Raw genomic sequence first — 19,901 nt, 5'->3', positions numbered from 1 at the left:
TCCCCCCTCTCCGCGCTCGAAAGCGTGCTCCGAGAGAATGCCGGTCCCGGCGTGGCCGGACCGCGATGCGCTCATCACACGAGCGTCACCGGTCCGTTTTCGCTGCCGCCGATGACGAATCCGGACACACATCGACAACGCCGAGGTGACACGGGGAGGCATATCTTCTTTTCATGGAAATCCCCTCAGAACGGACCGGTGTCCTGATCCTCCGGGTCTGGGTGGAAGGCGGCAGGCCGGACGGATTCCGTGCTCGCATCGTGCGGACGGAGGACCGGCACCAGGCGCCCCCCACCGCGGTGAGCGCGGTCGACGACGCGCTCACCGCCGTGCGCGCCTGGCTCGATCAATTCATCGAGCCCGACAGGTGACGTTGTCGCGACGTCCCGGTGATGCCTGGCCATATAGCGTCCTTTAGCGGGAAGGCCGGACACACGATCATGATCTGCTCGTAACATGGCTTTAGGGCATCCCGATGGGACGCATGGGATGGGTCGCTGAAGCCAATATCGCCCCGGGGGGCCGATGAGCGCAGAAGACCATGTCATGACGTTGAGACTGCTCAAGAGTTTCGCGTTGTCGGTCGATCACAAACGCGTTCCGATATCCTCCAGCGCCCAGCGCCTTCTTGCATTCCTCGCCCTGCAGAACATGCCACGGAGCCGGACCTACGTGGCCGGCACGCTGTGGCCGGACGTCACGGCGTCCCGCGCCAACGCCAACCTCCGATCGTCGTTATGGCGCGCCACGCGAACGGGACATCAGGTCATCGACGCGTCCGCACAGGAACTGGCGATCTGCAAGCACATCACCGTGGACATCCACGCGGCGGCGACGCGCACACACCGGCTGCTCGACATGTCACACCCCTGCGACGACATCCTCACCACGCAGATGAGGGAGGACCTCTCGGCCGACCTCTTACCCGAATGGTCGGAGAACGAGTGGGTACTGGTCGAGCAGGAGCAGTACCACGAACTGCGGCTGTACGCCCTGGAGGCGATGACCGAACGGCTGACGGCGGCGGGCCGCCACGGCGAGGCCGTCGCCGCCGGACTCGCCGCCGTACGCGCGGAGCCCCTGCGGGAAAGCGCTCATCGCGTGCTCATGAACGCGCATCTCGCGGCCGGCAACAGAGGCGCGGCACTGCGGCAGTACGAGCAATGCCGCCGCGTCCTGCTCGACGAGCTGGGCCTGGAGCCCTCCCCGACACTGAGAAACCTGGTGCCACCTGGGGGTGCCGCCCCAGAACCCCCGGCGCGTCGGATCGTCTCCCGCCCGGCGAGCGACGCCCCGGCGCAGGGCACCGACACATCGGCCCCTGCGGGCACCGTGCCCGCGTAACGGGCGCGGTGCGCGGACCAGCGGACCAGACGGACTAGACGGCAGGGACCACCGGCGCCAGGTGGGTGTCGCGCCGCACCAGTGCCGCGTAGCGTCCGTCCCTGGCCAGCAGCTCCTCGTGGGTGCCCCGCTCGGCGACTCGGCCGCCGTCGAGGACGACGATCTGGTCGGCGTCGCGCACGGTGGAGAGCCGGTGGGCGATGGTGATCGTGGTGCGACCGGCCGAGAGGGCGTCGATGGCCTGCTGAACGGCCTGCTCGGTGCGGGTGTCCAGGGCGCTGGTGGCCTCGTCGAGGATGAGGACGGGCGGGTCGCGCAGAATCGTGCGGGCTATGGCCAGACGCTGCTTCTCCCCGCCGGAGAAGCGGTAGCCGCGCTCTCCCACGAGGGTGTCATAGCCGTCCGGGAGGGAGGCGATGTGGTCGTGGATCTGGGCCGCCTCGGCCGCCGCCACGATCTCCTCATCGGTCGCGTCGGGCTTGGCGAAGCGCAGGTTCTCGGCGACGGAGGCGTGGAAGAGATAGGTCTCCTGGGAGACGACGCCGATGGCCCGGGCGAGGGTGTCGAAGTCGAGGTCGCGGACGTCCACCCCGTCGAGCAGCACCCGGCCGCCGGTCACGTCGTAGAGCCGGGGCACCAGATAGCTGAGGGTCGTCTTGCCGGAACCGGTCGGTCCGACCACTGCCAGGCTGCCGCCCGCGGGAACGGTCAGATCGATGCCGCGCAGGGTGCCCTTCGACGAGCCGCCCTTCGCGCTCTTCGACGGGCCGCCCTTCGATGCGCCGGGGGCCGTGCCGTCGTACTGGAAGTCGACGCCGTCGAAGCGGACTTCGCCGCGCACCTTCTCCAGCCGCACCGGGTCGGCGGGCTCGGTGATGTCGATCGGCAGGTCGAGGTATTCGAAGATGCGGGCGAAGAGGGCGAGGGAGGTCTGCACCTGCACACCGGTGGACAGCAGGCTCACCGTGGGCCGGAGCAGCCCCTGCTGGAGCGAGACGAAGGCGACGAGCGTGCCGATGGAGACGGCCGGGCCACCGGCCTGGAGGGCGATTCCCGCGGCCCAGTAGATCAGCGCGGGCATGGCGGCCATGACGATGCCGATGGTGGACATCCGCCAGCGGCCCGCCATGTTGGAGCGCACTTCCAGGCCCACGAGGCGCTCGGATTGCTCAGCGAACTGCTGGGTGAGCGACTCGGACCGGCCCATGCTGCGGCCGAGCAGGATTCCGCTCACCGACAGCGACTCGGTGACCATCGCGGACATGGTCGCCATCTGCTTCTGGCGCTGCGAGGTGATCTTCTTGCGCTCGGCGCCGACCCGACGGCTGATCCAGACGAACACCGGCAGCAGGAGCAGCGAGACGACGGTCAGCCGCCAGTCGAGCGCGAGCATCGCGACGACGGTGGCGACCACGCTGGTGAGGTTGGAGACCAGCGAGGTCGCGGTGGAGGTGACGGTGGCCTGCATACCGCCGATGTCATTGGCGATGCGGGACTGCACCTCGCCGGTGCGGGTGCGGGTGAAGAAGGCGAGCGGCATGCGCTGCAGCCGGTCGTAGACGGCGGTGCGCAGATCGTGCATGACGCGCTGGCCGACGGTGGTGGAGATCAGGGTCTGCAGAACGCCGAAAACGCTGTTGACGACGGCCGCGGCGATCATGCCGAGGGCGAGCAGGGTGAGCAGCCCGGTGCGGCCGTCGGGGATGGCGGTGTCGAGGATCTCCCGGAGCAGGAACGGGGTGGCGACCGAGACCAGCGCGGAGGCGGCGACCAGCAGGCCGACCACGGTGAGGCGGCCGCGGTAGGGACGGAACAGCCGGAGGATGCGCCGCACTTGGGCGGGCCGCTCGGGCTCCTGGTCGGACGGGGTCCATGACGGTGGTGTGTCGGGGTGCATGGGCTCCTTCTGGAGTCAGGGAGACCGCCGCGAGTGACGGCATGGTCGAGCCGTGATCGCGGCGGCGCGGGCTTTGAGAGCATAGCTCATTGTTACCTATACTCACAATGAACCGGGTCCTGATAAACTCCGATCATGCCCACCCCCGAGACATCCGGCCTCCTCGCGGAGCAGCTGCTGCGCCTGACCCGCAGACTGCATCGCGCCCAGATGCGCCATATGGAACCACTGGGCATCACCCCCGCCCAGTCCCGCCTGCTGCGCACCGTCTCCCACAGCGACCAGCCGCCGCGGATGGCGGACCTGGCGCAGCGCCTCGAGGTGGTTCCGCGCGCCGTGACCACGCTGGTGGACGCCCTGGAGGCGCATGGCTCGGTGCGCCGCGTACCGGATCCGTCCAACCGCCGGGTGGTGCGCATCGAGCTCACCGACACCGGGCGGGCGACGCTGCGCGCGCTGCGCGAGGCCCGCCGAGCCGCCGCGGAGGACATCCTGGCACCGCTCAGTGATCAGCAGCGCGACGCGCTGGGCGATCTGCTGGACACCCTCTCCGGCACCCCGGACCACCGCTGCTGAGGTGGTCCGGACCCTTCAGCCGCGGCGGGAGACACTGCCCGCGGACTCGGTCCGGCCGGCCCCCGCCTGGGCGACGGAGTCCTTCTCCTCAGCCGTCTTCTCCTCCTCGGCCGCCGCCCCCTCGGGCGTCGCCTCCTGAGCCGCCGCCCCCTCGGCCGCCTCCTCGCCCGAGAGAACCCGCTGGGCCTTCCGCGCATCCAGTGCGCCCTCCCAGCGCGAGACGGCGAAGACCGCGACGCAGTTGCCGAGCAGATTCGTGGCCACCCGCATCGAATCCATGATCCGGTCCACCCCCAGCAGCAGGGCCACGGCGGCGGCCGGGATCACCCCGAGGGCCGAGGCGGTGGCGGACAGCGCGAGGAAGGCGGAACCCGGCACTCCGGCCATGCCCTTGCTGGTGAGCATCAGTACGAGGATGACGGTGATCTGCTGCCCCAGGCTCAGGTCCACCCCGACCGCCTGGGCGATGAACAGCGTGCCCATGGAGAGATAGATCGAGGCACCGTCGAGGTTGAAGGAGTATCCGGTGGGCAGCACCAGGCCCACCGCGTCCTCCCGGCACCCCGCGGCGCGCAGCTTCTGCATCATGCGCGGCATGACGGTCTCACTGGACGCGGTACCGAGGGCCAGCAGCATCTCCTCGCGGGTGTACTTGACGAACTTCCAGAGACTGAGCCCGGTGATCGCCTTGAGGGCGACGGCGAGCAGGACCAGGAAGAGCAGTGCGACGCCATAACACAGCGCGATCAACTCTCCGTACGTCGACAGGGCCTTCAGGCCGTACTCTCCGACGAGATGGGCCATGGCCCCGAAGACGGCCAGCGGCGCGAGCCGCATGATGAAGCCGACAACGGCGAAGACGACCCCCTGGGCCTGGTCGACGGCCGAAAGGATCGCGGGCACCTTGGTCTTGCCCAGATGCAATACCGCCGCGCCCACCAGACAGGCCAGCACCAGCACCTGGAGCAGGGAGTTCTCGGCGAAGGCGCCGACCGCGCTGTCCGGCAGGGCCTCCAGGATGAACTGATCCGTCGACGGCAGATGGCCGCCGCCGGTCTGCTCGTCCACGGCCGAGCTGTCGAGCGAGGCGGGATCGATATGCATACCGGTGCCCGGCCCGGCCAGATTGGCGGCGAGCAGACCGAGGACCAGCGCCACGGTGGTGGCCACCTCGAACCAAATCAGCGCCTTCAGCCCGATTCGCCCGAACGCCTTCAAGTCCCCGGCCTTGGCGATACCGCCGACGACCACGCAGAAGACGAGGGGCGCGATCACCGCCTTGATAAGGCGGACGAAGCCGTCGCCGAGCGGTTGAACGGCCGTGCCCACGTCCGGCCAGAGCCGGCCGACCGCGACACCGAGCACGAGGGCGCAGGCGACCTGCGCGAACAGGGAAGTACGCAGCAGTCTTGCTACGCGCCGGGGAACCGAAGGCGCTGATACGGAATGCGGCACGGAATCTCCTCCGGGGCGGGACTTCTGGGATGCGGAAGATTGATTCCGCGCGGCGCCCACTATGGCGAGCGCACGTTTCCGCCGATGAGATCCGTGTAACAGCCGGGAAAACCCTGGCGCCGCGCTCAGGCGGCCAGATGCGCCTTGTCCCCCATGACCACCACCGGGTGCAGCTTGGGGTCGAGGTTCTTCAGCAGATACTCCATACCGGACTTGGAGAGGCTGACGCAGGCCGAGGTGCCGCTGCCGTGATCCATGTGCAGCCAGATGCTGCCGCCCTTGCTCTGCCCTTCGGGCCGGGTCTGGTCGAGCGGCGAGGCGCCCTTGACCCGGTTGTAGTCAATGGCGATGACGTAGTTGAAGTCCGTCCAGTGGGACTTGGGCCAGTAGTGGGGCGCCGCGAAGGAACCGGAGGCGGTATACGGCAGCCGGGCGCCGGGGTCGGGCAGCACCCCGCCCGCGTCGCTGAGCGTGTAGACGCCGACCGGGCTGCGCTTGTCGCCCTCGTGATGGCTCGTCGTCCAGCCGCGCTTGCCGTTGTGCGCCGTCCAACTGCGCGTCCGCTCCCATGCCTTGCCCTGCTTGGTGTAGAGGACCACGGTGGCGTCCGCGGAGTTCACCCCTTTGCCGTAGACCGCCACGACCTGACGGGACTGGTCCGGGATCCGGGACTGGAGCGTGTCCCCCACATCCGGGATGCGCGTGGGATCCGGCGCGGGCGCCCCGCTGCGCAGCGCTTGTTTGCCCGAGTTTCCACCCTTGTCACCACCGCTGTCCCCGCCGCCGTCGCCGCAGGCAGTGAGAAGGACAAGGGCCGCGGCGGCCGCGGCCGCCGCGCGCATGGACATCGTGCCGGAGATTCGCATGTCCCCATGGTCCCACCTGCGTAGGACAGTGCCCTATGCGGGATTGGCGTGTTCCGGCCGCTCCCGGGAAAACCAGTTGAACTCCGCACCGTGAGAACGTCAACCTTTCACGTCTCCTACCAGCCCTCCTCAGCCCGCCCGACCTTGGGACGTCATGCACATTCGCGATCTTCCGTATCCCGACCCCGGCCGACCCGACGTACGGTCAGGTCCGCGGTTCCTCTTCTGGCTGGGCCGGAATCAGTTGGGCGGGCAGATCAAGGCGGCCCTCTGGGGTCTGGTGCATATGGGCGCGCTGGTGTCCTTCCCCATCGCCATCGGCTTCGGCGTGCAGGCGGTCGTGGACCGCTCCGGCTCCCGGCTGGCGATGGCCGGAGCGCTGATGGTGGGGCTCACCGTGCTCACCGCGCTGGGGGACGCCATGCTGCACCGCGCGGCGGTCACCAACTGGATCACGGCGGCGGCACGGGTGCAGCAGTTGCTGGCCCGCAAGGCGGTGGAGCTGGGCTCCGCCCTCACCCGGAAGGTGGCGGCCGGTGAGGTCGTCGCCGTCTCCACGGGCGATGTCGAGAAGATCGGCTGGTTTGTGGAGGCCCTCTCGCGCTTCACGGCTGCCGCGATCACCACCGTCGCGGTCTGCGTGGCCCTGGTTCTCTACCAGCCGGCGCTGGGACTGGTAGTGGCGGTCGGGGTGCCCGCGCTGGCGCTGGCCGTGCTGCCGCTGCTGCCGCGCGCGGCGCGCCGAGCCGATGAACAGCGGGAGAAGGCGGGCCGGGCGACCGAGCTGGCCTCGGACACCGTGGCCGGGCTGCGGGTGCTGCGGGGCATCGGCGGGGAGGAGCTGTTCCTGGGCCGCTACCGGCATGCCTCGCAGGAGGTGCGGATCGCGGCGGTGCGCAGCGCGCGGATGTGGGCGCTGATCGCGGCCGTGCAGGTCGCGCTGCCGGGGCTGCTGCTGATCGGTGTCGTCTGGTACGGGGCGTCGCTGGCCCGCGACGGACGGATCGAGGTGGGCGAGCTGGTCACCGTCTACAGCGCGGTGACCTTTCTGCTCTTCCCGCTGCGGCACTTCGAGGAGATCGCCATGGCGTACTCCTTCTCCCGGCCCTCGGCGCGGCGCGCGGCCCGGGTGCTGGCGCTGCGGCGCTCCTCCCCGGACAGCGAGGGCGCGGCCACCGTGGACGGCGACGAGCGCGGAAAGGTGCAGGAGGCCACCGCGCCGCTCGGCGGGGATCTGTACGACCCGGCGAGCGGGATGCTGGCGCCCAGCGGGCTGCTGACCGCGGTGGTGTGCGGCGACCCGGACGCGGCGGGGCGGCTGGCCGACCGGCTCGGCGGGCACCCCACCCACAACGGCCCGGGCGACGGGGACCCCGGCGGGGCACCGTCGGCGCTGCTGGGCGGGGTCGCCCTGGACGAGGTGCCGCTGACCGCGGCGCGCGCGGCGGTGCTGGTGCAGGACAAGGATCCGGTGCTGCTGTCGGGGGCGCTGGCCGAGCTGCTGGATGTGCCGAGGTCCGGCGAGGTCACGGCGGAGAAGGCGCTCGAGGCGGCCCAGTGCGGCGATGTCCTGAACGCGCTGGCGCAGGCGTCGGCGGCCGAGGCGGATGGCGCCGGCCCCATGCGCACCCGGATCACCGAGCGTGGCCGCTCGCTGTCGGGCGGCCAGCGGCAGCGGCTGGCGCTGGCCCGCTCGCTGGTGACCGATCCGGAGGTGCTGGTGCTGGACGAGCCGACCTCCGCGGTGGACTCGCACACCGAGGCGCGGATCGCCGACGGCGTGCGGCGGCTGCGGGCGGGCCGGACGACCATCGTGCTCACCTCCAGCCCGCTGCTGCTGGACCGGGCCGACCGGGTGGTGTTCGTGCCCGACGGCGAGGCGGCGGGGGTGGGCACCCATCGTGAGCTGCTGGGCACCGATCCCGCGTATCGCGCGGTCGTCACCCGCGAGACGGAGGACGAGGCCGCCGTGCGGGGCGCCGGGCCGGCCGGACACGGCCTGAAGGACATCGGACGGATCGAGGAACAGATCGAGGAGTCGGCATGATCGGCGTGGCACCGCCCGTCTATGACCCGGCCGCACCGGAGTCGGCGACGACGCTGCCGGTCGGCACACCCACCACCGTACGGGCCTATGTGCGTGAGCTGCTGCGGCGGCATCGGGCCGCGTTCACCGTGCTGATGGTCGTGAACGCGACCGCGGTGATCGCCTCCATGGTCGGCCCCCAGCTGCTGGGGGGCCTGGTCGAGGACCTCTCCCAGGGCGAGGAGGACCTCCACATCGGCCGCATCGTGGCGCTGTTCACGGCGGCGCTGGTGGTGCAGACCGTGTTCGTCCGGATGGTGCGGCTGCGCGGGGCGGTGCTGGGCGAGGAAATGCTGGCGGATCTGCGGGAGGACTTTCTCGTACGGTCGGTGGGTCTGCCCCCGGGGGTGCTGGAGCGGGCCGGGACCGGAGATCTGCTGTCCCGGATCACCACCGATATCGACCGGCTGGCGAACGCGATGCGCGAGGCCGTGCCGCAGCTGGCCATCGGCGTGGTGTGGACCGGGCTGCTGCTCGGCGCGCTGACCCTGACCGCTCCCCCACTGGGGCTCGCGGTGCTGGTGGCGCTTCCGGTGCTGGTGGTCGGCTGTCGGTGGTACTACCGCCGCGCGCCGAGCGCCTACCGCTCGGAGGCGGCCGGCTACGCGGCGGTGTCCGCGTCCCTCACCGAGAGCGTGGACGCCGGGCGGACCATCGAGGCCCACCGGCTGGGCGACCGGCGGATCGCCCAGTCCGAGCTGCGCATCAAGCAGTGGACGGCGTGGGAACGGTACACGCTCTGGCTGCGCTCGGTGCTCTTCCCGGTGATCAATGTGAGCTACACGCTGATCACCGGTTCGGTGCTGATGATCGGCGGCGTCTGTGTGATGCGGGGCTGGATGTCGATCGGCGATCTGACCACCGGGGCGCTGCTGTCGCAGATGCTGGTCGAGCCGATCGGGCTGATCCTGCGCTGGTACGACGAGCTGCAGGTCGCGCAGGTCTCGCTGGCCCGGCTGGTGGGGGTGCGGGAGATCGAGGAGGGCCCCGCCGACAAGGGAGTGGTTCCCGGGGGCCGTGAGGTGCGGGCGGACGAGGTGCGGTTCGGATACCACGAGGGCAGCGATGTGCTGCACGAGGTGTCCATGAAGGTGCCGCCGGGGACGCGGCTGGCGCTGGTGGGCCCGTCCGGGGCGGGGAAGTCCACCCTGGGGCGCCTGCTGGCCGGGATCTATTCGCCACGCACCGGCCGGGTGACGCTGGGCGGGGCGGAGCTGGCGCGGATGCCCGCCGAGCGGGTCCGTGAACATGTGGCCCTGGTCAACCAGGAGCACCATGTCTTCGTGGGCTCGCTGCGTGACAATCTGCTGCTGGCCCGCGCCGTCGCCAAGGACGCCGAGCTGTGGGCGGCGCTGGGCGCGGTGGACGCCGACGGCTGGGCCCGCGCGCTGGACGAGGGCCTGGACACCGAGGTCGGATCGGGCGGTCTCGCGCTCACCCCCGCACAGGCGCAGCAGATCGCGCTGGCCCGGCTGGTGCTGGCCGACCCGCATACGCTGGTGCTGGACGAGGCCACCTCGCTGCTGGACCCGCGGGCGGCGCGCCATCTGGAGCGGTCGCTGGGGCGGGTGCTGGAGGGCAGGACCGTGGTCGCGATCGCCCATCGGCTGCACACCGCGCATGACGCGGATGTGATCGCCGTGGTCGAGAGCGGCCGGATCACCGAGCTGGGCAGCCATGACGAACTCGTCGCGGCGGACGGGGCCTACGCCGCGCTGTGGCGCTCCTGGCATCAGTGAGGGTGGCCGCGCCCTGGCGCGGCCACCCCGGTACCGTCCGGGATTCAGATGATGCCGAGGGCGGCCAGTCCACCCATGCCGCCCAGCAGCATGAAGACCGGCATCAGCACCTTCAACTCGACCCAGCTGCCGGCCCGGAACCGCATCCCCTTCGGCGGGCCGAGCGCGTACCAGCGCTTGCGGCCGATCGGGATGGGCCACAGGATCGGGCAGCCGGAGACGGTGAGCGCGTCCCCGATGTCGTGGACCAGCGCGCCGAGCACGATCGGCAGGCCGAGCCAGAGGTACTCCTGGTCCGGTGCGGTGAACAGCCAGTCCGAGCCGTTGCCCGGCTGGTGCAGCACATCGGCGAGGATCCAGGCGCTGGCCGCGCCGAGCAGCCATACCAGGACATCGCTGGAGACCCGGGCCGCGCGCCACAGCAGCCCCTCGACGGCCAGCACCATGTGCACGAAGAGGATGCCCAGCACCGCCCAGCGCCCGCCGACCATGGCGAGCGCCGAGGCTCCGGCGCCGATCAGCACCGCCCATACCCAGGTGTGGGTGAGGGTGCGGTGGCCGCCCGAGCGGCGCGGGTCGCCCTGCTTCCTGGTCGCCTTGTAGACGGAGTACGAGAGCTTGTCGATCACCTCGCACAGTCCCTTTGAGATGGGCCCGAAGGCGCGCGATATGGTCGCCGCCTTGTGGTCGAGGTCGGGGGCGAGCGCCGCTCCCGCGCAGATCAGCGCGCCGGCGACCAGCACCGGCCAGGGCATCGAGTGGCCGGCCGCCGCGGCCGCCGCCCCCACCCCCAGCCAGGCCGCCGCTCCGGACAGCGAATGCGCCGGTCCCATCATGGTCGTACCCCGCCCCTGTTCTTTCCCGCTTCCGTGCGGGAGTTGACTGCTTCGGCCCGGCACAGCCTAGCGGCGGGCGATCTTCGTCCGCACAGCCGGTTCCCGTCCCGGCGGGGAAACCAGGCAGTATAGGTGCGTGACTCTTATCGATCAGCTGCCGAGCGACGCCGACCCCGACGCACTTTTCGAGGCGTTCTCCACCTGGGTCGAAGAGCGGGGCATCTCGCTGTACCCAGCCCAGGAGGAAGCGCTGATCGAGGTGGTGTCCGGGGCGAATGTCATCCTGTCCACCCCCACCGGATCGGGCAAGAGCCTGGTGGCGGCCGGCGCCCACTTCGCCGCGCTCGCCCGGGACCAGGTCACCTTCTACACCGCGCCGATCAAGGCCCTGGTATCGGAGAAGTTCTTCGAGCTGTGCAAGCTCTTCGGCACCGAGAACGTCGGGATGCTGACCGGGGACGCGTCGGTCAACGCGGACGCGCCGGTCATCTGCTGTACGGCCGAGGTGCTGGCGTCCATCGCCCTGCGGGACGGCAAGGACGCCGATATCGGCCAGGTGGTGATGGACGAGTTCCACTTCTATGCGGAGCCGGACCGGGGCTGGGCGTGGCAGATCCCTCTGCTGGAGCTGCCGCAGGCGCAGTTCATCCTGATGTCGGCGACGCTCGGTGATGTGCGCCGGTTCGAGGGGGATCTGACCCGACGCACCGGGCGGCCCACCGCGGTCGTGCGGTCCGTGACCCGGCCGGTGCCACTGAGCTACGAATACCGGACGACGCCGCTGACCGAAACGCTGACCGAGCTGCTGGAGACGCAGCAGGCGCCGGTCTACATCGTGCACTTCACACAGGCGGCGGCGGTCGAGCGGGCCCAGGCGCTGATGAGCATCAATATGTGCTCGCGCGCCGAGAAGGACGAGATCGCCTCGCTGATCGGCAATTTCCGGTTCACCACCAAGTTCGGCCGGAATCTGTCCCGTTACGTCCGGCACGGGATCGGCGTGCACCATGCGGGCATGCTGCCCAAGTACCGGCGGCTGGTCGAGAAGCTGGCCCAAGCCGGGCTGCTCAAGGTCATCTGCGGTACGGACACCCTGGGCGTAGGCGTCAATGTGCCCATCCGCACCGTCCTGTTCACCGCGCTGACCAAGTACGACGGTCAGCGGGTGCGGACGCTGCGGGCCCGGGAGTTCCATCAGATCGCGGGCCGGGCCGGCCGGGCCGGCTTCGACACCGCGGGCTTTGTGGTGGCCCAGGCGCCCGAGCACGTCGTCGAGAACGAGAAGGCGCTCGCGAAGGCCGGGGACGACCCGAAGAAGCGCCGCAAGGTGGTCCGCAAGAAGGCGCCGGAGGGCTTCGTCAACTGGGGCCAGAACACCTTCGAGAAGCTCATCGCCTCCGAACCCGAGCCGCTCACCTCCCGGTTCCGGGTCACCCACGCGATGCTGCTGTCGGTCATCGCCCGGCCCGGCAACGCCTTCGAGGGGATGCGCCGCCTGCTGGAGGACAACCACGAGCCGCGCAAGAACCAGCTGCGGCACATCCGCCGGGCCATCGCGATCTACCGCTCGCTGCTGGACGGCGGGGTGGTCGAGCAGGTGGAGCCACAGGGCGCCGACGGTGCGGACGGGGCCGCCCCGATCGTCCGGCTGACGGTGGATCTGCAGCAGGACTTCGCGCTCAACCAGCCGCTGTCCACCTTCGCGCTGGCCGCCTTCGAGCTGCTGGACCCCGAATCGCCCTCCTACGCCCTGGACATGGTCTCGGTCGTCGAGTCGACGCTGGACGATCCCCGGCAGATCCTGGCGGCGCAGCAGAACAAGGCGCGTGGTGAGGCGGTCGCCGCGATGAAGGCGGACGGCGTCGAGTACGAGGAGCGCATGGAGCGGCTCCAGGACATCACCTACCCCAAGCCGCTGGAGGAGCTGCTCTTCCATGCGTACGGGCTCTACCGCAAGAGCCATCCCTGGGTCGGCGACCACCCGCTGTCGCCCAAGTCGGTGATCCGCGACATGTACGAACGGGCGATGACCTTCACCGAGTTCACCTCGTTCTACGACTTGGCGCGGACCGAGGGCATTGTGCTGCGCTATCTGGCCAGCTCCTACAAGGCCCTTGACCACACCGTGCCGGACGACCTGAAGTCCGACGATTTCCAGGACATCGTCGCCTGGCTCGGCGAGATGGTGCGGCAGGTCGACTCCAGCCTCCTGGATGAGTGGGAGCAGCTGGCCAACCCGGAGGACGAGTCGGCGGAGGAGGCGCAGGAGCGCGCCGACCAGGTCAGGCCGGTCACCGCGAACGCCCGCGCCTTCCGCGTACTGGTGCGCAACGCGATGTTCCGCCGGGTGGAGCTGGCCGCTCTGGACAAGGTCGCCGAGCTCGGGGAGATGGACGCGGACTCCGGCTGGGGCGAGGATGCCTGGGCGGAGGCGATGGACGGGTACTGGGAGGAGTACGAGGAGCTCGGCACCGGACCGCAGGCCCGCGGGCCGAAGCTGCTGCTGATCGAGGAGGACCCCGAGCACGGCCTGTGGCGGGTGCGGCAGACTTTCGACGACCCGAACGGCGACCACGACTGGGGCATCTCGGCGGAGGTGGATCTCGCCGCCTCGGACGAGGAGGGCCGGGCGGTGGTCCGGGTCACCGACGTGGGCCAACTGTAGCCTCCTGGACGCGGTCCATGCCGAGGACCGGCACGGCCCCCTCAGTGAAGGAGCACCACCGATGACCAATCCCGCCGAGCGCCTGGTCGATCTGCTCGATCTGGAACGGATCGAGCAGGACATCTTCCGCGGCCTCAGCCCCGATGAGTCGCTGCAGCGGGTGTTCGGCGGGCAGGTGGCGGGCCAGGCGCTGGTGGCCGCCGGGCGGACCACCGACGGGCTGCGTCCGGTGCACTCGCTGCACGCGTACTTCCTGCGGCCGGGTCGGCCGGGCGTGCCCATCGTGTACCAGGTGGAGCGAATCCGGGACGGGCGCTCCTTCACCACCCGCCGGGTCGTCGCCATCCAGCAGGGTCGCACGATCTTCAATCTGACCGCCTCCTTTCATTCTCCTGAACCGGGTATCGAGCAGCAGCTGCCGATGCCCGAGGTGCCCGGGCCGGAAGGTCTGCCGAGCCTCGCCGACGAGGTCCGCTCCCATCTGGGAGCGCTCCCCGAGGCGTTCGCCCGCATGGAGCGCCGACAGCCCTTCGACGTCCGCTATGTGGAGCGGCTGCGCTGGACGGACGAGGAGCTCAAGGGCGTGGAGCCGCGCAGCGCCGTATGGATGCGCGCGGTGGGGCCGCTCGGGGACGACCCGCTGGTGCACACCTGCGCGCTCACCTATGCGAGCGACATGATGCTGCTGGACGCGGTGCGGATGCCGGTCGAGCCGCTGTGGGGCCCACGGGGCTTCGACATGGCATCGCTGGATCACGCCATGTGGTTCCACCGGCCGTTCCGCACGGATGAGTGGTTTCTCTACGACCAGGAGTCGCCCGTGGCCACGGGCGGCCGGGGACTGGCACGCGGCCGGATCTACGACCGCGCGGGCCGGCTTCTGGTGTCGGTGGTGCAAGAGGGGTTGTTCCGCCCGCTGAGGCCCGCCGAAGGTGCCGCCGGAGGAGCCGTCGACGGCGGCTGAGCGCCCCCGGGGTGTGTGCCGCGCCGTGTCTCATCGCCCGCCGACCAGCTTCTGCCACAGGCTCCGCGGGCGGCCCGGAGCCCGGGTGCGGTCCGCTGGCGGTCGCTCCGCCGCGGCGTCCGGGCGCGGCGCCGGCCGGGCCCGGCGGGCATCGCCCAGTGAGGAGGCGAGGGCGGCCCGATAGCGCCGGATCTCTCGTGGGTCGTCGGCCGTGACCACCGCGTCGATGACGTCCCGGACCGCGCCGGCTTCGGGGCGCATCCGGACGAGCGCGGGGCGCAGCTCCCGCAGATGTGCCCGCTCGTACGAATCGGCCACGGCCGAGGCCAGTTCGACGGAGCCCAGCACTGAGGCCAGGACCGCGGCCCGTTCCCAGGGGTCCTCGGTCTGGGCGAGCAGCTGGCCGGTCCTGCGGCCGCGCCATTTCGCGGCCCGCCAGTCCTCCCCGGCGGCCAATGCGGCGCTCAGCCCAGGCGGCGTGCGGCCGCTCAGCAACTCCGGCTGCCTGATGGCGAACTCGGTCAGCTCCGATGCCGGATAGAGCCATACGACGGCCCGATAGCGATTGACATAGAACCGGACGGGGGCGAAGAAACCCCCGCGCGCGAGACGGGTGAGCCGGCCCTGGCTGATGCCGAGCAGCTCCGCGCCCTCCGCCGTGCCGACCACGCGCAGGCGGACGATGAGCGCCTCCGGGAAGCCCTCGGCGGCGGTCACCCGCCTCAACTCCTCGCACGCCACCCGCCGGCCCAGGCCGGTGGTGACGGTGCGCACCTCTCCCAGCTGCACGGCCAGCTCGAACTCTCGCGGCCTGAGCCCCAGCGCCCGGGCCGCCACGCCGAACGCGACGCTCTCGCCCGGTCCGCCCGGCTCCGCCGGCCCGCCGGGGTCTCCCGGCCCGCTCGCCTGTCCCGGGACGCTCGGTTCCCCGAGCCACTCCAGGCTCCACGGCCCCTGGCTCTCCCGCAGCTCCTGATCCATCCGCACTGCCATGGCGACGTCCTCCCCCGCACTGCCTCAATCACTGACAGTGACGACGATAGCCGCGAAGCAAGAGGGTCGGTCAGGCCTGTGGATAACTTCCGCGCGGCATCAGCCGGGTGTGCCGGTCTCCTGCCTGGCCTCGACTCCCAGGTGCTCCCCCACCCGGTTGACCAGCAGCGCCATCTCGTAGGCGACCTGCCCCACATCGGAGTCCGGCCCGGTGAGCACACACAGACAGCTGCCGTCCCCGGCCGCCGTGACGAAGAGGACGCCCTCGTCGAATTCGACCATAGTCTGCCGCACCCGGCCCGTCCGGAAGTGGTGCCCGGACCCCTTGGCGAGGCTGTGCAGTCCCGAGGCCACCGCGGCGAGGTGCTCGGCGTCCTGGCGCACCAGTGTGGAACTCGCCCCCGTCACCAGCCCGTCGTTGGACAGCACCAGCGCATGCCGTATCTCCGCGATCCGCTCGGTCAGGTCGTCCAGTAACCAGTCGAGCCCCTTGTTCACTGCCATATCCGATTCCTCCCCGATTCCCCTTCAGCTGCGTGCCAGCCTTTCTCACTGCCGCCGTCTGGGCAACCCGCCCCGCCCGGCACCCCACGGTTGTGCGCTGATTGACGCAGGATGGGGACATGGCACAGAACATGACCAAGGATCAGTGGCAGAAGTTCCTCATGGAGGGCACCCGCACCGCGAAGCTGTCGACCGTGCGGGCCGACGGAAGCGCGCACATCGCCCCCGTGTGGTTCCTGCTGGACGGTGACGACCTTCTCTTCAACACAGGTCAGGAGACGGTCAAGGGACGCAACTTGGCCCGGGACGGCCGGGTCGCCATCTGCGTGGACGACGACAGGCCGCCATTCGCCTTCGTCACGCTGCGGGGCCAGGCCGAACTCATCGACGATCTGCAGCAGGTCCGCGACTGGGCGACCCGGATCGCCGCCCGTTACATGGGCGAGGACCGGGCGAAGGAGTTCGGCGACCGCAACGGCGTGCCGGGCGAGCTCCTGGTCAGGGTGCGCATCGACAAGGTACTCGCGCTCGCCGGCGTCACCGACTAGCGAGATTCGACCGAAATCCATTCCTTCATGACGCACCCCGCCCATCCGACGTTTACGGGCGCATGAGGATCTTTATCGCACCGTCCTCCTTGCGCTGGAACATCTCATAGGCGCGGGGTGCCTCCTCCAGCGGCATGCGATGGGTGGCGAACCCGTCGACGCCCAGCGGGTCGTCGTCCGTCAGCAGCGGGAAGATGTCGTCGGCCCAGCGCCGCACGTTCGCCTGGCCCATCCGCAGCTGGATCTGCTTGTCGAACATGGTCATCAGCGGCAGCGGATCGGCCATGCCTCCGTACACCCCGCTGAGGGAGATCGTTCCGCCACGCCGCACCAGCGCGATGGCCAGCCGCAGCGCCGCCAGCCGGTCGACCCCGGTCTTCTCCGTGAGCTTGGCGGCCCAGTCCCGCGGAAGGAAGCCCGCGACCCGCTGGGCGGTCCGGCCGAGCGGGCTGCCATGGGCCTCCGCCCCCACCGCGTCGATGACCGCGTCCGGTCCGCGGCCGCCGGTGGTCGAGACGATGGCCTCGACCAGGTCCTCCTGACGGGAGAAGTCATTGAGGTCATGGACCTCGACACCGTCGCCGCACGCTCGGCGCAGCCGTTCGGGGACGAGATCCACTCCGATGACCCGGTCGGCCATCCCCCGGACCTTCGCCACCCGGCAGGCCATGATTCCGATGGGGCCCAGTCCCAGGACCGCGAGCGTGCCACCGCGCGGAATCTCCGCGTACTCAACGGCCTGCCATGCCGTGGGCAGCACGTCGGAGAGATAGACGAAGCGGTCGTCCCGGACCCCTTCGGGCACCTTGATCGGGCCGTACTGGGCCTGCGGCACCCGCAGATACTCCGCCTGGCCGCCGGCCACCGCGCCGTAGAGCTTGGTGTAGCCGAAGAGTTCCGCCCCCATGCCGTGCTCGGCGACCTGGGTGGTCTCGCACTGCGTCGGCAGACCGGAGCGGCACATCCAGCAGTGTCCGCAGGCGATCTGGAACGGGACCACCACGCGGTCGCCGGGGCTGATGTGCGTCACCTCCGGACCGGTCTCCTCCACGATGCCCATCGGCTCGTGGCCGAGGATGTCGCCGGGGGTCATGAAGGGCGTGAGCACCTCGTACAGATGCAGATCGGAGCCGCACAGCCCGGTGGTGGTGATCCGGACGACCGCGTCCGTCGGCTCCTTGATGATGGGGTCCGGCACCGTCTCGACCCGCACATCATGCCGGCCCTGCCAGGTCACCGCTCGCATCGCCGCATCCCTTCGCCGTGGTCGTCGGCATGGTCTTCCGGGGGACGTTCCGGGTACCCCGGCGGATCCGGCCGAAGCGTCGGCGGGACCACGGCCCGCGCCGCCGGTCCACCAGGTCCACGAGCCGGGATGTCTCCTCGGCGACCACGCCCGGCTCGGCACCCGCGGTGCTCAGAACGGCCAGGCACGCGCCGTCCGCCAGCGCCGCGACGCAGAGGAGGCCCGCCGCCATCTCGATCATCGTCCGCCGGAGCGGGCCGCCGCGCCCCCGGCGCCCCGCGCTCGCGGCGACGCGGTGGAATCCGGAGGCGACGGCGGCCAGGTGCTCGGCCTCCTGGCGGGAGAGCCCACGGGACGCGCTGACGGTCGCCCCGTCCCGGGAGAGCACCACGGCATGGCGTGCGCCTCCGGCCTCGGCCACCAGATCGTCCAGGATCCGGTCGAGATCGGCCATGGAGCGTGCGGCGGCACTGCGGGGCTTGGTCATGGGCGGTCTCCCTCGGTCGGGATGCGCCGCGCCGGGCGGCGCTCCAGGTCCCCCCTGAGCCAGGGACGCTAGACCCGGCAGGGGTGCACCTTGGGGGCTCATTACGGAACCTGTTGAAATTTGACAGAGTCAGATGCCAGAGCGATCGGTCAGCGTCCGAATCTGCACTCGATCCGGGCGTAGGCTGCTTTCTCATCGCATCGCTTCACCGTCGTATCCAAGGTGTCCCGAGGAGTTCCCGTGCCACATGAGCCCTCCCACGGAAACAGCGCGGCCGACGTGAGGGACTTCTTCACCCCCCGGGCGGCCGACTGGGACAGCCGCTTCCCGGACGACGGCCCCGCCTACGCCGCCGCCGTCGCCGACCTCGGGCCGCGCCCCGGGGACGCGGTCCTCGACGCGGGATGCGGGACGGGGCGCGCGCTGCCGGCGCTGCGCGCCGCGGTCGGCCCCGAGGGAACCGTCCTCGGCGTGGACCTCACGCCCGCCATGCTGGACGCCGCCGTACGCCAGGGCCGGGACGGCTTCGCGGGCCTCGCCCTCGCCGATGTGGCGCGGCTGCCGCTGCGCGACGGCCGCCTCGACGCGGTGTTCGCCGCCGGGCTGATCTCCCATCTCGCCGACCCCGGGCCGGGCTTGCGGGAACTGGCCCGGGTGGTGCGCCCCGGCGGACGGCTCGCGCTGTTCCATCCGGTGGGACGAGCCGCTCTCGCCGCCCGCCACGGCCGCCCCCTCACCCCCGACGACCTGCGGGCGGAGCCCCGGTTGCGGCCGTTGCTGGCGGGCGCCGGCTGGCGCCTGGAGTCGTACACCGACGAGGACACAGGCTTTCTGGCGCTCGCCGTCCGCGAAATCGACTGGACGGGGCAGAACAGCCGGCCGGATCGGACCGGTCAGCCGGATCGGTCCGATCAGGGCTGATCCCCGATCGCCGCCGCGAAGCCCGGGGCGTTGTCGAACATCACGTTATGCCCCGCTCCGGGCACGGTGCGAACCGTCACTCCGGCCGCCGTCAGCTCCTCGCGCCCGGTGAGCTCCTCGCCGTTCCCGCCGACGAGATACATGCGGGGGATCTCCAGGCCGAGGAGCATCTCCCGCATGGTCGGCCGGGTGCCGCGGGCCAGTGCGCACGCGCTGCGGTGCAGGGCGGTCGGGTCGGCGAGCCGCATCGTCGCCCGCCACACCGGCCCGATCCGCTCCAGGGTCTCCTCGAAACCGCCACCGCGCACGAACGCGTCCTCCGTGTACGTGCTGATCCGGCTGCTGCCCGCCGTCAGCGGCGGGTCCGGGTCCAGATTGGCCTCGGTGAGCACCAGGCGCGACACCAGCTCCGGACGGCGCACCGCCAGCACGATGGCCACCGATCCGCCCATGCTGTGCCCGATGAGCTTGGCGCCCCGCACCCCGGCCGCGTCGAGGGCCGCGGCCAGCGCGTCGGCGTGGTCCTCCAGCGTGTAGCCGAAATCGGCGGGGCGGTCGCTGATCCCGTGGCCGGGCAGGTCCACGAAGAGCGACCGACGGCCCGCGAGAGCCGGGACGGCGGCTATATGGGCGTGATAGACGGCCGATGACGCGCCGAGTCCATGGACATAGACCCGCGGCGGGCCACCGTCCCCGGCCCCGGCCGTGCCGGTCCATCCGATGTGGGCCCCCTCCGGGCCGAATGAAGCGTGCTGCATGGCCTGACTCCCGCCT

At 70.9% G+C, this 19,901-nt stretch carries 18 protein-coding genes; 9 read left to right on the top strand and 9 right to left on the bottom strand.

Going from position 1 to position 19,901, the window contains the following annotated elements; all coding sequences use genetic code 11:
- The first annotated feature begins 173 nt into the window (after positions 1 to 173).
- Positions 174 to 371, top strand: coding sequence for a hypothetical protein (locus CGL27_RS45750; protein WP_014057281.1), 198 nt, complete (start codon positions 174 to 176; stop codon positions 369 to 371).
- Between the two features lie 175 nt (positions 372 to 546).
- Entirely contained in the window at positions 547 to 1,344 is a 798-nt protein-coding gene (locus tag CGL27_RS45745) for a BTAD domain-containing putative transcriptional regulator (RefSeq protein ID WP_119993558.1), read from the top strand.
- Positions 1,345 to 1,378: 34 nt separating this feature from the next.
- Here CGL27_RS45745 and CGL27_RS45740 read toward each other — a convergent pair whose 3' ends face one another.
- Positions 1,379 to 3,241 carry an ABC transporter ATP-binding protein gene (locus CGL27_RS45740; protein ID WP_119993556.1) on the bottom strand — a complete coding sequence of 621 codons (1,863 nt, stop codon included), beginning with the start codon at positions 3,239 to 3,241 and terminating at the stop codon, positions 1,379 to 1,381.
- Between the two features lie 135 nt (positions 3,242 to 3,376).
- On the opposite strand from CGL27_RS45740, the gene CGL27_RS45735 reads away from it, so the two are divergent.
- A complete protein-coding gene (locus tag CGL27_RS45735; RefSeq protein WP_078646072.1) occupies positions 3,377 to 3,817 on the top strand; it encodes a MarR family transcriptional regulator in 441 nt (146 codons plus the stop codon).
- Positions 3,818 to 3,832: 15 nt separating this feature from the next.
- On the opposite strand, the gene CGL27_RS45730 is transcribed toward CGL27_RS45735, so the two are convergent.
- The gene (locus tag CGL27_RS45730; protein ID WP_119993554.1) at positions 3,833 to 5,272 is read right to left on the bottom strand and encodes a cation:dicarboxylase symporter family transporter; all 1,440 of its coding nucleotides are present in this window, start codon (positions 5,270 to 5,272) and stop codon (positions 3,833 to 3,835) included.
- 125 nt (positions 5,273 to 5,397) lie between these two features.
- The gene (locus tag CGL27_RS45725; RefSeq protein ID WP_203348603.1) at positions 5,398 to 6,138 is read right to left on the bottom strand and encodes a L,D-transpeptidase family protein; all 741 of its coding nucleotides are present in this window, start codon (positions 6,136 to 6,138) and stop codon (positions 5,398 to 5,400) included.
- 154 nt (positions 6,139 to 6,292) lie between these two features.
- Between CGL27_RS45725 and CGL27_RS45720 the strand changes: the two genes are divergently transcribed.
- Both CGL27_RS45720 and CGL27_RS45715 read left to right on the top strand, forming a co-directional pair.
- Entirely contained in the window at positions 6,293 to 8,185 is a 1,893-nt protein-coding gene (locus CGL27_RS45720; protein ID WP_119993553.1) for an ABC transporter ATP-binding protein, read from the top strand.
- On the top strand, positions 8,182 to 9,963 hold the full coding sequence (locus CGL27_RS45715) for an ABC transporter ATP-binding protein (RefSeq protein ID WP_119993551.1): 1,782 nt from the start codon (positions 8,182 to 8,184) through the stop codon (positions 9,961 to 9,963). The genes CGL27_RS45720 and CGL27_RS45715 overlap by 4 nt, the downstream gene beginning before the upstream one ends.
- Before the next feature lie 44 nt (positions 9,964 to 10,007).
- On the opposite strand, the gene CGL27_RS45710 is transcribed toward CGL27_RS45715, so the two are convergent.
- Positions 10,008 to 10,799 (bottom strand): metal-dependent hydrolase, encoded by a 792-nt coding sequence (locus CGL27_RS45710; RefSeq protein WP_078646068.1) that lies wholly within the window; start codon positions 10,797 to 10,799, stop codon positions 10,008 to 10,010.
- Positions 10,800 to 10,935: 136 nt separating this feature from the next.
- Here CGL27_RS45710 and CGL27_RS45705 point away from each other — a divergent pair, with 136 nt between their 5' ends.
- A complete protein-coding gene (locus CGL27_RS45705) occupies positions 10,936 to 13,464 on the top strand; it encodes a DEAD/DEAH box helicase (protein WP_078646067.1) in 2,529 nt (842 codons plus the stop codon).
- Between the two features lie 61 nt (positions 13,465 to 13,525).
- The gene (locus CGL27_RS45700) at positions 13,526 to 14,428 is read left to right on the top strand and encodes an acyl-CoA thioesterase II (protein WP_119993550.1); all 903 of its coding nucleotides are present in this window, start codon (positions 13,526 to 13,528) and stop codon (positions 14,426 to 14,428) included.
- Between the two features lie 30 nt (positions 14,429 to 14,458).
- On the opposite strand, the gene CGL27_RS45695 is transcribed toward CGL27_RS45700, so the two are convergent.
- Positions 14,459 to 15,421 carry a DUF6397 family protein gene (locus CGL27_RS45695; RefSeq protein WP_119993548.1) on the bottom strand — a complete coding sequence of 321 codons (963 nt, stop codon included), beginning with the start codon at positions 15,419 to 15,421 and terminating at the stop codon, positions 14,459 to 14,461.
- Between the two features lie 99 nt (positions 15,422 to 15,520).
- Positions 15,521 to 15,925 (bottom strand): roadblock/LC7 domain-containing protein, encoded by a 405-nt coding sequence (locus CGL27_RS45690; protein ID WP_014057270.1) that lies wholly within the window; start codon positions 15,923 to 15,925, stop codon positions 15,521 to 15,523.
- Between the two features lie 119 nt (positions 15,926 to 16,044).
- Here CGL27_RS45690 and CGL27_RS45685 point away from each other — a divergent pair, with 119 nt between their 5' ends.
- On the top strand, positions 16,045 to 16,473 hold the full coding sequence (locus CGL27_RS45685) for a PPOX class F420-dependent oxidoreductase (RefSeq protein ID WP_119993547.1): 429 nt from the start codon (positions 16,045 to 16,047) through the stop codon (positions 16,471 to 16,473).
- Between the two features lie 52 nt (positions 16,474 to 16,525).
- On the opposite strand, the gene CGL27_RS45680 is transcribed toward CGL27_RS45685, so the two are convergent.
- Both CGL27_RS45680 and CGL27_RS45675 read right to left on the bottom strand, forming a co-directional pair.
- Entirely contained in the window at positions 16,526 to 17,719 is a 1,194-nt protein-coding gene (locus CGL27_RS45680) for a zinc-dependent alcohol dehydrogenase (protein ID WP_119994875.1), read from the bottom strand.
- On the bottom strand, positions 17,688 to 18,206 hold the full coding sequence (locus CGL27_RS45675) for a roadblock/LC7 domain-containing protein (protein WP_119993545.1): 519 nt from the start codon (positions 18,204 to 18,206) through the stop codon (positions 17,688 to 17,690). The genes CGL27_RS45680 and CGL27_RS45675 overlap by 32 nt, the downstream gene beginning before the upstream one ends.
- A 240-nt stretch (positions 18,207 to 18,446) precedes the next feature.
- On the opposite strand from CGL27_RS45675, the gene CGL27_RS45670 reads away from it, so the two are divergent.
- A complete protein-coding gene (locus CGL27_RS45670) occupies positions 18,447 to 19,127 on the top strand; it encodes a methyltransferase domain-containing protein (protein WP_240450865.1) in 681 nt (226 codons plus the stop codon).
- Here CGL27_RS45670 and CGL27_RS45665 read toward each other — a convergent pair.
- Positions 19,118 to 19,885 carry an alpha/beta hydrolase gene (locus CGL27_RS45665; protein WP_119993543.1) on the bottom strand — a complete coding sequence of 256 codons (768 nt, stop codon included), beginning with the start codon at positions 19,883 to 19,885 and terminating at the stop codon, positions 19,118 to 19,120. The genes CGL27_RS45670 and CGL27_RS45665 overlap by 10 nt on opposite strands.
- Between the last annotated feature and the right edge of the window lie 16 nt (positions 19,886 to 19,901).

This window comes from Streptomyces sp. 11-1-2 (assembly GCF_003595545.1).
Lineage (GTDB): Bacteria > Actinomycetota > Actinomycetes > Streptomycetales > Streptomycetaceae > Streptomyces > Streptomyces hygroscopicus_B.
This window is presented reverse-complemented; position numbering and strand designations above follow the sequence as displayed.